Genomic DNA, 15,065 nt, shown 5'->3' on the forward strand with positions numbered 1-15,065 from the left:
CCATTATTACAAATCAAACAACCAAAACCGGTTTTGATACTTTTCCAAAAAATAGTGGCTTTGAAATTCACCACTTGATAATTGCGACTTCCATTTAGTCTAGACAGGCTTTATTGATTATTTATTGAGCCAAGTCTCATTTTTCTAGTCAACCAAAACCGGTTTCGGATTATCGTGAATTTGATCACTAATTTGTAAAACTATCATTAAATCCATTTACATAATCCTCTAAATTACGCCCAACAAGGTTCAGAAAACAAAAGGAAACTGAATTATGAATATCCTACTTGCACACTTCCGTGTTGGTGAAACTGATGGCGTGTCTCTTGAAATGGACAAATGGAAATGGGCGCTGGAAAGCTTGGGACATAAGGTTTTCTACCTGGCAGGGAGTTCGGGTAGTACAGACGCTGATCTCGTGCCAGAGTTACATTATTTAGAGCTATTCAACGACAAAATTATCCAAAACGCTTATGTGAGTCGCGATGATTACTCATCAGAATCGGTTTTGTTAGACGCCATTGAACATCGAGCCAATGACATTGCCGCAGGTATCATCAAGATTATCGACCAACGAGATATTGACATTATTGTCCCAAATAACATGCTGTCGCTTGGCTATCACTTACCAGCAGCACTCGGCATTATGAAAGCGGTCGAAGCCACTCAGACTCGTGTTATTTGTCATCATCATGATTTTCATTGGGAACGTGTTAAATACTCAAACCCAACGTCTCCAGGCATTCAGCAACTGCTCAACACCCTGTTTCCTCCTAAACACCCGCTGGTTGAGCACTGTGTGATCAACCGTATTGCGCAAACAGAACTTAAAAAACGCCGCGACACCGACTCTACGGTGGTGCCCAATGTGTTCGATTTTCAGGGCAGCGATTGGAAAGTTGATGAATACAATCAAGATCTGCGAGCACGATTCGGTGTCGGCGCAAATGATATCCTGTTTCTGCAAGCAACACGTATTGTTGCAAGAAAAGGCATCGAACTGGCAATCGACTTGATTGATGCAATGAGCAGACAGCGTGAAGGGCTCGTTGGAAAAACGATCTATAACGGAGAAATATTTCGTGCAGACAGTCGCTTAATCCTTATGTTTGCAGGAATGTGTGAAGAAGACAGCTATCTTGACTTATTGACGGATAAAGCCAAAGCCTGCAATGTGGAATTACTGTTTATCAATGATTGGGTAGGTCACTCTCGCGGTGAGAAAGAGGGGCAAAAAGTCTACTCTTTGTGGGACGTCTACTCACACGCTGACATCATCACCTACCCTAGTTTGCTAGAAGGTTGGGGAAATCAATTTCTAGAAGGACTTGTCGCTAAAGTCCCTATGGTAGTGTATCGCTATCCTGTATTTGACTTAGATATCGCCGATTACCAATTTAACATTATCGACCTTGGCAATGACCATCAAGTGGATGAATCTGGACTCGCTGTCATCGCTCCAGAAACGTTAAACGGCGCCGTCAATTCAACGCTTGAGTATCTGTTTGATGCTGATTTGAGATCATCCCGTATGCAACAAAACTATGACATTGGAGAAAAGCACTTGTCTTATAGCGCATTAAAAGCGATGCTTTCGGACATTTTTCAAGGATAAGGTCTAGTCATGAAAGCACTCAGCTGTTTTAAAGCTTATGACATTCGCGGCAAGTTGGGAGACGAACTCAACGAGGATATTGCCTACCGCATTGGCAGAGCATATGCGCAATTTCTAAAACCTAAAACCGTAGTTGTGGGTGGCGATGTTCGTGAGACATCAGAAAGTCTTAAACTCGCCTTGGCGCGCGGCATTATGGATGCAGGTTCCGATGTTGTTGATATCGGTATGACAGGTACAGAAGAGATTTACTTTGCGACCCAGTCACTGGACGTAGATGGCGGAATCGAAGTCACCGCAAGCCACAATCCTATTAACTACAATGGGATGAAACTGGTTCGAGATAACGGTAAGCCAATCAGTGGTGATACTGGTTTGAACGACATTAAACAGCTCGCTGAACAAAATGACTTTGAGTCAATTGCTCAAGTTGGACAATACAAAAAACTGTCTAACCTTGATGAATACACCGAGCATTTGCTTAGCTACATTACGCCGAACAACATCAAGCCACTTAAGCTGGTAGTAAATTCAGGCAATGGTGCTGCAGGTCATGTTATTGACGATCTGGAAGCAAAATTCGCCAAGTTGGGCATTGCCATCGAATTTATCAAAGTCCATCACCAACCTGACTCTAGTTTCCCAAATGGTATTCCTAATCCACTACTACCGGAAAACCGTGCGGCCACTTCTGAAGCAGTTGTAAAACACGGTGCTGATATGGGTATTGCATGGGATGGTGATTTTGACCGTTGCTTCTTGTTTGACGAGCAAGGTGAGTTCATTGAGGGCTACTACATTGTGGGTCTATTAGCAGAGGCGTTCTTGCAGAAGAATCCAAATGCTCGAATCATCCACGATCCTCGCTTAACTTGGAATACCATCGACATCGTCACAGAGAATCGCGGTACTCCGATAATGTCTAAAACGGGACATGCTTTCATCAAAGAGCGTATGCGTTTGGAAGATGCAGTGTATGGCGGCGAAATGAGTGCGCACCATTACTTCAAAGACTTTGCCTACTGTGACAGTGGAATGATTCCTTGGCTGCTTGTCAGTGAGCTTCTTTGTGTGAAGCAGCAGCCGCTTTCTAAGTTGGTTGCCGATCGTATTGTCGCGTTCCCATCTTCGGGCGAAATCAACGCCAAACTGCAAGATCCACAAGCAGCCATCAAGCGCGTTCAACAAACTTTTGAACACGGTGCCCTCGTTGTCGATTATACCGATGGTCTCAGCATGGAGTTTAATGACTGGCGATTCAACTTACGTACCTCTAATACTGAACCCGTGGTGCGACTGAACGTAGAGTCACGACACAATACCGAATTAATGTCCTCAAAAACTCAGCAGATTCTCGATCTGCTTAGCTAGCCTTCAGAGAGGGAGTGACCACTCCCTCTCTCTTTTCTCTTCCTCAAAAACATCCCAATTAAATTAACAAGATTAATATAAGCTGACTATTTACATGCGTCAGATCACACTATCCAACCTTTTACATCAGTAAATCCGTCAATAACGCTTATCACGTGACCACTTTCACAGATCAATTAAATTAACTTAGTTAATATAATTGCAATAATGAAGCGCTAGACTCCAAATCTGTGCAAACTTCTACTGAAACGGAATGCAACTCAATGTCCCGATTAGAACTAAAAAATATCTGTAAAAATTTTGATGATTTTATCGCATCTAAAGACATTAGCTTTGTGGCGGAAGAGGGAGAGATGGTTACTCTTCTTGGGCCTTCTGGCTGCGGCAAAACAACGTTGTTAAAAATGATCGGTGGTTTCCACACTCCCGATTCTGGTGAGATTCTAATTGGCGATGAAAACATCACTAATGTTTCTCCAGAAAAGCGCAATACCTCTATGTGTTTTCAATCTTACGCGCTTTTCCCTCACTTGAGCGTTGAGCACAACATTGCCTTCGGTTTGAACCAAAAAGGCGTAGCAAAAGCAGAACAGATTGAGCGCGTTCAAGAAGCCGTCGCACAGGTCGATCTGGGTGAACATTCTCATAAAATGCCAAGCGAATTGTCAGGTGGACAACAACAACGCGTCGCACTTGCTCGCGCGATGGTGACTCGACCTGCTGTAATCCTATTCGACGAGCCATTATCTAACCTAGATGCGAAATTAAGAGAGTCGGTTCGTTTTGAGATCCGCGAACTTCAAAAACGCTACAACCTTACTGCTATCTACGTGACACACGATCAGGCAGAAGCACTAGCCATGTCAGACAAGATCGTTGTGCTTAATCGTGGCCGTATCGAACAGATTGGTACCCCGGAAGATATCTATTACCGTCCAGCAAACCGCTTTGTTGCTGACTTTATTGGTGCCGCTAACATTCTACCTGCACAAGTAAACAAGACAGAGCAAGCCAACACTTACTCGGTCACAACAGAAATTGGTGATTTCATCGTTGAATCTGATGAGCCACCAAAGTCAGACAATATTTTTGTTTGTTGGCGACCAGAAGACGCTCGCTTAGCTGAAGATAGCGATATCAACCGCTTTCAAGTGCGCGTCAATCAAATGGCTTTCATGGGTAATGTCACCGACCTTCTAGTGGAATCACTTAATGAAGTTCCACTAGAAATGCGTATTCAATTACCAAAACAGCCTAAGTTCCAAGATAACCAGCTAACATTCAGTTTGCCTAAGACTGGCATTAGGTTCCTTGAAGAGGTGCCGCATGACTAGTCTACGTACCCACTGGAAAACCTGGCTCATGCTATTGCCTGGCGTAGGCACCATCTTACTTTTGATGGGGTCAACGTTTTACATGGTGGTTGCCCAGAGCTTTGGTTTTCACAACATGATGGGAGAGAGTGGCTTCTCCACTGAATTTTGGCGTGATGCACTTGCTGACCCAACACTTCACAAGTCACTGATTTACTCTATTAAAGTATCAGTCATTGGCGCTCTTGGCGCGGTGTCTCTGGCCTACCCGCTTGTGCTCTGGCTACGTAAGCCCTTCACCGGTTCAACCACGATTACGGGTCTATTGCGCGCTCCTATGTTCATTCCAGGCTTGGTTGCCGCATTCTTGTTAGTTAACGTAATTTCGTACCATGGTGTGGTTAACCAAGGCTTGATGTGGCTTGGCATTACTGAAAAACCGATCCGTATGCAAAACGACAACTTCGGTTGGGGCGTTATCATTCTTCAAATATGGAAACAGCTGCCGTTTGCAATGATTCTACTTGCGGGTGCGGTGAACTCAATTCGAAATGATGTTCTCGATGCCGCCTCAGATCTTGGCGCAAACGCATGGCGTCGCTTCACTGGCATCGTGTTCCCACTATCTATACCAGCCCTGCAAGTCTCTTTGATTCTAATTTTCATCGGTGCTCTAGGTGACTACTCGTTCTACTCGATTGCAGGTCCTAAGAATACCTACTCGCTATCTATGCTAATGCACATTACCTCAACAGAGTTTATGGAATGGAACAAAGGTGCTGTTGTGGCCGTCATCATCATGGTGACCGCTGTGATCGCCTCACTGGCTATCTCTCTACTGACTGCCCCACTAGCCACTAAGAAAGGGAAGCTGAAATAATGACTGCACTCGCTTCAACAGCAAAAGCACCACGCCGTAAGCTGCCGAAAATCAGAACGGCAAATGGCAAACTGATCAACAAAATCGCTATTGGACTGTTTCTTGCGGTCAACTTCTTCTGGTTAGGTGTGCCATTTATTATGGCGCTCATCTGGTCACTCGTAGATCCGGAACACCCATGGAGCTATCCAGATGTTCTTCCACCGGTGATGTCATTCGGACGTTGGACAGACATGTGGGAAAACTCAGGTCTAGTGGAAGCACTAACTAACAGTTACTCGATTGCTCCAGCAGTCGCTCTTTTGACAGTATTGCTCGCACTTCCAACGGCTTACGCACTAGGTCGCAAGGATTTTCCGGGCAAGAAAGTGGCCGAAGTTGTCACACTTCTACCGCTTGTTATGCCGGGTATGATCATCGGTGTCTTCTTTAGCTCGATGCTGATCAACCTGAATTTGTCTAACGCCTACCTTGGCATTGTGATTGGCCATACGGTACTGGCTTTGCCTTATGCTATCCGTATTTTGTCAGCCAGTTTCAAAAGCGTTCCTCAAGATCTTATTGAGGCAAGCCGTGACTTAGGTGGCAGCCCTTGGACAACATTTAAACACGCGTATCTGCCAATGCTAAAACCTGGCTTATTGGCATCGTTGATCTTCTGTCTGGTGATCAGTATTGAAGAATTCAACATCGCCTTTGTTCTTGGATCACCGGATTATGTCACCGTACCGACCATCCTGTATTCCTACTTAGGTTACTCATTCATCCGTCCAAACGCGGCGGTGGTATCACTTATTCTTGTGATTCCAAACGTAATTTTGATGCTCATTATCGAGCGTTTGCTTAAAGGCAACTATCTGGCGGACTCTACCGGTAAAGCCTAACTGTACCTACAACTATAAAGATATTAAGAGAATGGATTTATGAAAAAATTAGTTCTAACCGCAGCAATGACTGCACTTGCAGGTCTTTCTACCAATGCACTGGCTTATGACCTAAACGACATGACATGGGATGAAATTGTCGAGCAAGCGAAACAAGAAAAAATGGTGAACGCTTATATCTGGTATCTACAGCCTGAATTCAGAAAATTCTTTAAAGAATTTGAGAAAGAGTACGGCATTAAAGTTCGCGTACCAGAAGGTAATGAATCAGGTAACCGCAATAAGCTACTTGCTGAAGCACGCCGCGACCAAGGCAGCATCGACGTGATGGCACTCGATACTGTGAAACTGCCGATGCTACTGCAAAGCAACGTCGTTTATGGTCCATTGACCGATATTATTCCGGGTAGCGAAAAGTTAAGAACTAATCTTGTTGGTGTCGACACTCAAGGTTATGCCTATGCGTTCTGGGGCAACCAAACAGGTTTTGCTTATGACCCAACTCGAGTCGATGAAAATAACCTGCCACAGTCTTTTGATGACCTGACAACTTGGATCAAAGAACACAAACAACAGTTTGGTGTGAACGATCCAAACAAAGGCGGTGCAGGTAATGCCTTCATTCAACGTGCAATTTATTACGCATCAGGCAACAACGATGTCTACTTCCAAAATGAAATGGACAAGTCTGTAATTCCTACTTGGTCAAAAACGTGGGAGTGGTTTGAAGGTAACCAAGACAACATCGTTATCACCGCTTCAAATGCAGACAGCTTAACGCGCATCAATGATGGCGAAATCTCTATGGCACCAGCTTGGGAAGATCATCTAGCAGGTCTACAGAAAAAAGGTGCGATCACTAAACGCATCAAGTTCTATATTCCAGAGTTTGGTATGCCAGGTGGCGGTAACATCATCCTAATGCCGAAAAATGCTAAGAACAAAGCAGCGGCAGCGGTATTCATTCACTGGATTACGTCGGCACAAGCACAAACGGGCTTAAACGCAACGTTTGGTGCAGCACCGCAACATCCAGATGCTGATGACTCCAACGCACTTATCGACAACGCACAGCGTAAGTACAGCTCTGAGTTCTTTACATCAGAGTACGCAACGGAAGCCAAGAAAGCATTTGTTCAAAACGTACTTATGTAACATTTTTGCCCGGTCTTTGGCCGGGCCTATTTGGTTTGAAGGTTAAATGTGTCAATGTATGTCATTGATTTAGCTTTCAAATCAAATAGAAAGAGATTTTCAGTTAAGGAAACACCATTGATAGATTTCGGAACAGACACACAGCGTTCAATTCTTGCATTGATCCGTCAACAAGCCCCAACCACACGAGCAGCCCTTGCTGAGACCAGTGGTTTAACGCCTGCGGCCATTACAAAGATCACCAAGAAGATGCTTGATGAAGGTCTTATTGTCGTCACTGGTAAGCAACAAGGGGGCAGAGGTCAACCTGGTATTGAGCTAGGTATTAACCCTCAAGCAGCCTATAGCTTAGGGGTAAACATAGAGCTGGAAAAAATCAGCATTGAATTGGTAGACCTTGAAGGAGAAGCTATTTTCTCTAAAGCCATTCAAGGCATCTATTCAGACCCTAATAGCGCACTTGAAGAACTATCCAGTCTTATCGATGTCACTTCTGTTGCCTTTGGCAGCGAGTTTTCTAAGTTAATTGGGGTTGGCGTCACGACCAGTTGCAACTTCAACAAAGAGTCTAGCACCCTCACCATGCCTCCTCACTTAAAAGCTTGGGAACAGATCGACATCAAAGCCGCGGTAGAAGCTAAATTCAATTTACCATGCTGGATTGAGAACGACGGTATTGCCGCGGCATTGGGTGAGTCTGTGCGCTCCCGCCGAAGTACTGGTGCGAACTTTTTCTATCTATATCTTGGTTATGGTATTGGTGGCGGTCACTTCTTTGAAGGCGAGGTCTATCGCGGTGCACGAGGCAATGCAGGTCGCATTGGTAAGCTGTTTCCTGAGCGTGACAATCGTCCTTCTCTGTCTTGCCTGTATGAAAAACTAGGGCTGTCGGAGCCTAGCGCTCACCGAGCCGATACGCTTGCAACTTTGTTAGAAAAGAAACCGGAAAAAGTGGTCGAATGGAAAAGTAATGCTCAGTTGCAACTAACGTCTGCGCTGCAAGCTATTCGCTCTATTTGCGATCCAAACGAGATCATCATTGGCGGCTTGTTACCACCACAATTAGTCGAAGAACTACACCTTGCTGCTATTGCATCCATTCAACAGTATCTCGAACCTGATGAAGCCATGCCTAACATTGTTCCGGCGGCCATTTCCGGTGACAAAATTGCAGCTACAGGTGCGGCTATGCTGCCTCTATACAACCTCGCTTACTAAAACAACTAGCACGAAATAAGAACAACAACCATGAACACCAAATGTTTTCCAGAGCGAGTCTCTAACAACGTCACAAGCATGAATTCCCAATGTTGGGAGCCTATTGATATCGAGCCAAATCGTTACTTCAACCCATCCGTGGTGCCTGGCTATGAAATTAAACATGGCCCGAAAGGCAACCCTTTACATGGTTGTGTTGAGCCCGCCTTTGAACAAGGACTGGCACAACGATACCAACAGTTAAAGCATGAAAAGCCATCTTTAAAGGTAAAAAGAGCGCATTTTGCAATGCCGCAGCTTGACGCTGCGCAACTTCCTAGCGCCTCGGATTACGAGCTAATTAGCGAGCCTCGTTCACTATGTTCTACATCCGTTTCTTTAGTGTTAGCACCACAAGCAGACATCGATAAAGCGCGCATTGGCTATCACTTCAAGGGCAATAAGCTAGAGGACCTGAGAGATCGACTTGAATCAGAAAACAATCTGGATGGGTTGATTGGTAACCTTGGCTACTTTATGACTAAAGAGCTGAATATCGGAGACCATATTTGGTCACACAGACGCCGCTTTCCAAACCCAGACCATCAACTGCCAGAAGTGCTGTCATACCTAGGTTTTTACTATTTCTCAGATGAAAATGGCAAGGTTGAAACTGCCGGTTTCCCAAGTGCCCATGACGCCGCTGTTGCCATAGATCATGCAGGCAATGTGCAGATCGTTCCATCTCTGACTTTTCGCCAATTTAACGTCACTATTGGCGGGACAAACTTTGATGTTGATTGCTTTAACCCATCGCTAGAGTTACTTTCACAGCACGATGTCGCTCTGTTTAATGTTAAGTTCCCAATGCAGCACCAAGGCGACCTAGTTGAGTTCTCTCCAATGCTTGAGTTAGAAGGAAGAGTGAACCTGTTTCTAGCCAATCAAGGCGATGGCATTAAGCCATTCGAAGAGGTTGTCGCGATATGGAATGGCACATGTCCTCTTCCTTCTTTCGGAACACTCATATCCATTGAGGAGAAGTATTTTGAATCGCTGTTCTCTGAGACACCTCAAGTCGGACAAGCGGTTAAGGTTATCCCTGTCGCAAACGAGATTGACCTTTGCGACTATAAACAGATTTTGGGTGGCCTAGTTCCTTCTGTTATTAACGGACAATCGTTGGTTCCAACTGGTCCTACAGTATCCGCAATGCAAGCAGAAGCCGCACTAGATGCTGTCGCCAACACCGATTCTCCTCTATCGCGTTCAGGAAAAGAAACCAACAATTTTGATGCGCTCATCCGAGAACCTTCTGGTCTATTTATCGAAACTGAAAACCACATCGGTTACCTGCTGTTTGATGGTCGACACGAGATGAGTATTGGCGCCAACATTGTTGACGTTGCCAACCTTGTTCAGCGTTTATCACAACCCGATATCGACTTCTTCGATGGTGAATCTGTCATTAACGCGATTTCCATCGACGGTGGCTCAGCGATGAAGGTATACGCCGCAAAAACAAGCACCACTGAAGCACCAACAATGGATTTACTTAACCGCGTTGCGGCCGGAGGTAGGAACGCTCCAGGAAACGATCCTCAAGGCCTCAACTTGTATTCAACGGTCATCTTGGAACTCAATAACGCATGAGAATACTACTAACGCACTATCGTGTTGGCGAAACCGACGGTGTTTCGCTAGAAATGGATAAATGGAAGTGGGCATTAGAGCAGCAGGGTCACCAGGTTTTCTATCTGGCAGGCAGTGCTGGAAATGTTAATGCTTCTTGTGTCGAAGCACTTCGTTATGAAGATGAATTGAACGCTAAAATTACTCACGACGCATTTATTGAGCCTAAGTTTTTCACTAGCTCAGATGACCTGCTCACTGCCATTCACACTCAAGCTGATGATATTGAGCACGCAGTAACAGCTATCATTCGAGACCTTGAAATAGATATTATCGTTCCTAATAATATCTTCGCAGTCGGGCACAGCCTCGCTGCCGCAATTGGATTGGAGAAAGCCATTCGCAACACTCATGTTAAAGTTGTCAATCACCATCACGATTTCCACTGGGAACGCGAGAAATTCGCTAAACCCGTGTACCCAGAAATCCAAGACATATTAGACGAATACTTTCCTCCACGTCGCGACGCCGACCAACACTGCGTAATCAATCAGATTGCTTTTGAGTCACTCAAGAACAAAACTGGCAAGCATGCCACCGTCGTCCCCAATGTGTTTGATTTCGACAACAGTCATTGGTGCCTTGACGACTATAACCGAGACTTGAAACAGAAAATCGGACTAACCGATAACGACATCGTCTTTCTACAAGCCACTCGAATCGTTGCACGCAAAGGTATTGAACTGGCGATTGACCTTATTGCGAAGCTCAATCGGCAACTGCCAAACTGGGTTGGACAAGCACTTTACAACGACAAAACCATCACTAAAGAGAGTCGAATTGTCCTTGTTCTAGCAGGTATGAACGAAGAACAAGAGTACTTTGATAAGCTGAAGCAAAAAGCAGATCAAAACAATGTGCAGATGCTGTTTATCAATGATTATATCGAACACAGTCGCTGTGAAATAAATGGCGAAAAATGCTATTCCCTCTGGGACGCTTATGTTCATGCGGATATTGTTACCTACCCGAGCTGGCTTGAAGGTTGGGGTAATCAGTTCTTAGAAGGGTTAGTGGCTAAAGTACCACAAGTCGTTTATCGCTATCCTGTTTATGAAACCGATATTGCGCAGTTCAACTTCAATATCATCGATCTTGGAGAGAACCATTCGTGGGATTCACAAGGCTTAGCCACGATATCTGATGAACAATTGTCACTGGCTGCTGAGCAAACCAAACAATATCTATTTGATGCAGAGTACCGCCAGGAAGCGATGAATGACAACTTTGTTATTGGGCAAACGCATTTGTCTTATCGAGCACTTGGCGAAATTCTAGGCAAGGTCTTTAATTGAGTTAAGGTGGGATGAAAAAACGGAGTCGATAGACTCCGTTTTTTATTATATGTCAGTAAGTTACTTTTCCAACGACAACAGTTTTACTGGTTTGAACTCAAACATGTCCTCAAAGACACAGAACTCCACCGCGCCATGAGTAAGCACTCCAAAAGACTGATTGAGCCTTTCTTCAATACGCTGGCAAGTTTGCTCCAATTCGGCTTGTTGCTTTTCGTCAAGATTAATAACCTTGTAACTTAGCGTAATATGGAAGTGGTACTCATCATGCGTTGGGTGACGAATACCTGTCAGTTCACTCAAATTATCACGACATACTTTAAGTGCAGACTTAGTTTCGTCGTTCGCAGGCTTAAGCCTTAATACGGTTCCGCCCGCGCGACTGTTGTACACGTAATCAAACTTCATTTGGAAGTTAGGTGTCGCTGCAGCCTCTTGTAACCAAGCTTGGAAACTTTCTGTTGCCGATTCAATATTCACATCTTCGGCCAACTTTGAGCTCCAGTGTGTCGTCTCTCGAATCTGATCGCACAAACCTTCAATAACCGTCATATGCATACTAGCTTCTGGCAAGAAGGCATAGTTAGTTGCGCACTTCATCGCTTTTAACTGCTGCTGTGCCCATAACACTTCTTGGTATACCGGGCTGGTTTTATCAACGTGACAAAGGAAGGTGTTGCCGGGGAATCGGCGAACGGTGCCGTCCTCATTAAATTTGACACCGACAGACGGAGCATAATTCATAGGGTTCTCTCCAAATTGTTTCTATTGACACATTCTATAGTAATTAAATTAACCTAGTTAATTTAATTACTATCATCGTGGTAATTTTGTGAGCGCTGCATAATTCCGCGTCAATGCACTAGGCAGTCCATATTGTGAATACTAAAAAAGCGCCCCAAATGGGACGCTTTGAATTCTTGTATTTCGTTAACACGGTAAGACTTTACATCGTGCTCGATCAACTGTTGAAGTACAAACACACTCGACGACCATCTACGTCACGGATATCAAATGGGATCTCGTAGATGGATTCCATAATCCCTTGCTGCACTACTTCTTCGACTTTACCCGATTTAACCACCTGCCCTTTTTTCATCGCCACAATGTTGTCCGAGTAACAGGATGCAAAGTTGATATCATGAATCACAATTACTACAGCTTTGTTGAATTCATGAGCCAGTCTACGCAGCGTATGCATGATCTCTACAGAGTGTTTAATATCCAAATTGTTTAACGGTTCATCAAGGAACACGTAGTCAGTGTCCTGAGCGACAACCATAGCGATAAACGCCATTTGACGCTGACCGCCACTGAGTTGGTCGAGGTATTTATTTTGGATCTCTTCAATACCTAGATGCCCTAGTGCTTTATCGATAATTTTATTATCTTCATCGGTTAGTCGACCTTGAGAATGTGGAAAGCGACCAAAAGAGACCAACTCTCGGATCGTGAAGCGCATGTTGATGTTGTTTGATTGGCGCAGTACCGCTAGGTGTTTAGCCAGTTCTTTGGTGTCCCACTGAGCGAGCAACTTGTTTCCAATCACAACTTCACCCGCATCACTCTCCGTGAGGCGACTTGCCATAGACAATAGAGTACTTTTACCGGCACCATTTGGGCCAATAATTGACGTCACTTCACCTTTAGGAAATAGTGCATCGGCATCCTTAACAACAAATGTCTTCCCGTACTTTTTACTTAGACCTGTTAACTTAATCACTTCATTACCCTTAATTAATTCTGTTTCTTAGTAGTAAGAACAGGAAGTAAGAACCACCTACGAGGTTAATAATCACGCTGATCGTGGTTTCGAATGCGAGAACTTTTTCTACGAACCATTGACCGCTAACTAACAGTAATACCGCGAGTAAACTGCTCGCGATAATAAGAAAGCGATGCTGGTAGTGATTGAACATTTCTCGAGTCAGACTCACTGTAATAAGTCCGAAGAACAGTACAGGACCCACCAGCGCCGTTGAAATCGCGATCATAATAGTAATCAAGATCATAATCCGCTGAGTAAGCTGTTTGGTGTTAACACCCAAACTGGTCGCATTATCAATGCCTAGCCACAACACATCCAATTTCGGAGCATAGTAGAACAGAATCGCCAGACAGAGAGACAGTGGAATCAAACTCCAGTACACCAGCTTAGCGTTGACGTTATTAAAGCTCGCAAACATAGAACTCTGGATGGAAGCAAACTCATTTGGATCAACCAACATCGTCAAGAAACCTGTGACGCTGCTGAATAAACTTCCGCAGACAATACCAATGAGCAATAAGGTAAACACATTGCTATCCTGGCGTTTGAAATAGAAATGGAACAGCAACAGTGAAAAACCAATCATCACTGCAGTGGACAACATAAAGTTGCTCATCGCATGGATAACCCAAAAGCTTGTACTGCCTAGAATCACCACCATTAGCACCTGTACCATAAGATACAAGCTATCAAACCCGAGTATGGATGGCGTTAAAATGCGGTTATTGGTAATGGTTTGGAATACCAAAGACGATGCTGAAATCGCCACGGCCGCCAGAATAATGGCCAATACTTTAGGAATACGACGAGACAAGAAAAACTGGTAGTTATCCGCAGTCAGTCCCTGTCCAATAAACCACGCAATGATCGCCAAACAACCTGCGATAAGTAGGGTTACTTTCAACGAATCACGCATTGGCTTTATCTCTCAACACCAGATAAATAAACACAGCACCACCGAAAATACTGATGATCATCGAGATAGGCATTTCGTAAGGGAAAATAATTAAGCGGCCTAAGATGTCACAGGCGAGAACCAGAATAACGCCCCAATACGCCGTCCAAGGTAGAATGCGTTTCATGTTGTCCCCCATAAATAGAGAGACAATGTTCGGTACGATCAGCCCTAAGAATGGAATCACACCAACAATCATTACCACTGTTGATGAGCTCACCGCCACCAAAATAACGCCAATGAAAACGATTTTTTGGTAATCGAGACCTATATTCTTAGCGAAGCTCTCACCGACACTAGCCGCGCTAAACTGACGTGCATATAAATACGCAAGTACGCATGCTGGAACCGCAAGATACAAAATTTCGTAATTCCCTTGCAGCACACTCGCAAAGTTAGCCACCGTCCAAGAAGACATGGTCTGCACTAGGTCGTGCTTATAGGCAATAAAGGTTGTCAGTGCGGATATCACATTGCCATACATAATACCGATAAGAGGTACAAGAACCGCATTCTTGAATTGCAATCGTTGCAAGAATTTCACAAAGATCAATGTGCCTGCAACGGCAAAAAAGAAGATAACACCAAGATGCATCCACTGACTGGCACCACCCAAAAAGATAAGCCCAGCAACGTAGCCTAAAAGAGCGCAATCGATAGTGCCTGTCGTTGATGGAGAAGCGAAGCGGTTTTGTACGATCTGCTGCATGATAAGACCCGCAACGCTAAGACCAGCACCAGCCAGAATTATTGCTAGTAGTCGCGGAACTCGACTGACAACATAGATGGAATAAGCATGTTCATCGCCACGGAACAAGTCCGCAATGGACACGTGAGCAGCACCGAGTACGAGGGAACTAACCGCTAATGCGACCAGTAATGTGCATGCAAGAATGTATTTATGGATGGTCATTGAGAATGTGATGGCCAGTAATTAACA

The 15,065-nt window shown here is 44.5% G+C and carries 13 protein-coding genes; 9 read left to right on the top strand and 4 right to left on the bottom strand.

Annotated elements, in window-relative coordinates:
- Positions 1-274 precede the first annotated feature (274 nt).
- The 9 genes from VME0621_RS04180 (at position 275) to VME0621_RS04220 (ending at position 11,402) form a co-directional block, all read left to right on the top strand.
- Positions 275-1,615, top strand: a complete 1,341-nt coding sequence (locus tag VME0621_RS04180; RefSeq protein WP_062455987.1) for a glycosyltransferase family 4 protein — start codon at positions 275-277, stop codon at positions 1,613-1,615.
- A gap of 9 nt (positions 1,616-1,624) precedes the next feature.
- The gene (gene cpsG / locus VME0621_RS04185; protein WP_062455991.1) at positions 1,625-2,986 is read left to right on the top strand and encodes a phosphomannomutase CpsG; all 1,362 of its coding nucleotides are present in this window, start codon (positions 1,625-1,627) and stop codon (positions 2,984-2,986) included.
- A gap of 263 nt (positions 2,987-3,249) precedes the next feature.
- Positions 3,250-4,320 carry an ABC transporter ATP-binding protein gene (locus tag VME0621_RS04190; protein WP_062455994.1) on the top strand — a complete coding sequence of 357 codons (1,071 nt, stop codon included), beginning with the start codon at positions 3,250-3,252 and terminating at the stop codon, positions 4,318-4,320.
- Entirely contained in the window at positions 4,313-5,179 is an 867-nt protein-coding gene (locus VME0621_RS04195) for an ABC transporter permease (RefSeq protein ID WP_038227318.1), read from the top strand. Before VME0621_RS04190 ends, VME0621_RS04195 begins: the two co-directional genes overlap by 8 nt.
- Positions 5,179-6,063: an ABC transporter permease gene (locus tag VME0621_RS04200; RefSeq protein ID WP_006070810.1), complete on the top strand. Its 885-nt coding sequence runs from the start codon at positions 5,179-5,181 to the stop codon at positions 6,061-6,063. Before VME0621_RS04195 ends, VME0621_RS04200 begins: the two co-directional genes overlap by 1 nt.
- A gap of 39 nt (positions 6,064-6,102) precedes the next feature.
- Complete coding sequence (locus VME0621_RS04205; protein WP_006070807.1) at positions 6,103-7,218, top strand: extracellular solute-binding protein; 1,116 nt, start codon at positions 6,103-6,105, stop codon at positions 7,216-7,218.
- 117 nt (positions 7,219-7,335) lie between these two features.
- Positions 7,336-8,436 (top strand): ROK family transcriptional regulator, encoded by a 1,101-nt coding sequence (locus VME0621_RS04210; protein ID WP_038227789.1) that lies wholly within the window; start codon positions 7,336-7,338, stop codon positions 8,434-8,436.
- A gap of 30 nt (positions 8,437-8,466) precedes the next feature.
- Positions 8,467-10,068 carry a hypothetical protein gene (locus tag VME0621_RS04215; protein WP_062455997.1) on the top strand — a complete coding sequence of 534 codons (1,602 nt, stop codon included), beginning with the start codon at positions 8,467-8,469 and terminating at the stop codon, positions 10,066-10,068.
- A complete protein-coding gene (locus VME0621_RS04220) occupies positions 10,065-11,402 on the top strand; it encodes a glycosyltransferase family 4 protein (RefSeq protein WP_062456000.1) in 1,338 nt (445 codons plus the stop codon). The genes VME0621_RS04215 and VME0621_RS04220 overlap by 4 nt, the downstream gene beginning before the upstream one ends.
- A 60-nt stretch (positions 11,403-11,462) precedes the next feature.
- Here VME0621_RS04220 and VME0621_RS04225 read toward each other — a convergent pair whose 3' ends face one another.
- From VME0621_RS04225 to VME0621_RS04240, 4 genes are all read right to left on the bottom strand, one after another.
- Positions 11,463-12,146, bottom strand: a complete 684-nt coding sequence (locus tag VME0621_RS04225) for a DUF1868 domain-containing protein (protein WP_006070433.1) — start codon at positions 12,144-12,146, stop codon at positions 11,463-11,465.
- A 217-nt stretch (positions 12,147-12,363) separates the two neighbouring features.
- A complete protein-coding gene (locus VME0621_RS04230; protein ID WP_062456003.1) occupies positions 12,364-13,125 on the bottom strand; it encodes an iron ABC transporter ATP-binding protein in 762 nt (253 codons plus the stop codon).
- A 10-nt stretch (positions 13,126-13,135) separates the two neighbouring features.
- Positions 13,136-14,086 (bottom strand): iron chelate uptake ABC transporter family permease subunit, encoded by a 951-nt coding sequence (locus VME0621_RS04235; RefSeq protein WP_038227327.1) that lies wholly within the window; start codon positions 14,084-14,086, stop codon positions 13,136-13,138.
- Positions 14,079-15,038, bottom strand: coding sequence for an ABC transporter permease (locus tag VME0621_RS04240; RefSeq protein WP_006070430.1), 960 nt, complete (start codon positions 15,036-15,038; stop codon positions 14,079-14,081). The genes VME0621_RS04235 and VME0621_RS04240 overlap by 8 nt, the downstream gene beginning before the upstream one ends.
- Positions 15,039-15,065: the final 27 nt, after the last annotated feature.

The organism is Vibrio mediterranei (assembly GCF_900088415.1).
Lineage (GTDB): Bacteria > Pseudomonadota > Gammaproteobacteria > Enterobacterales > Vibrionaceae > Vibrio > Vibrio mediterranei.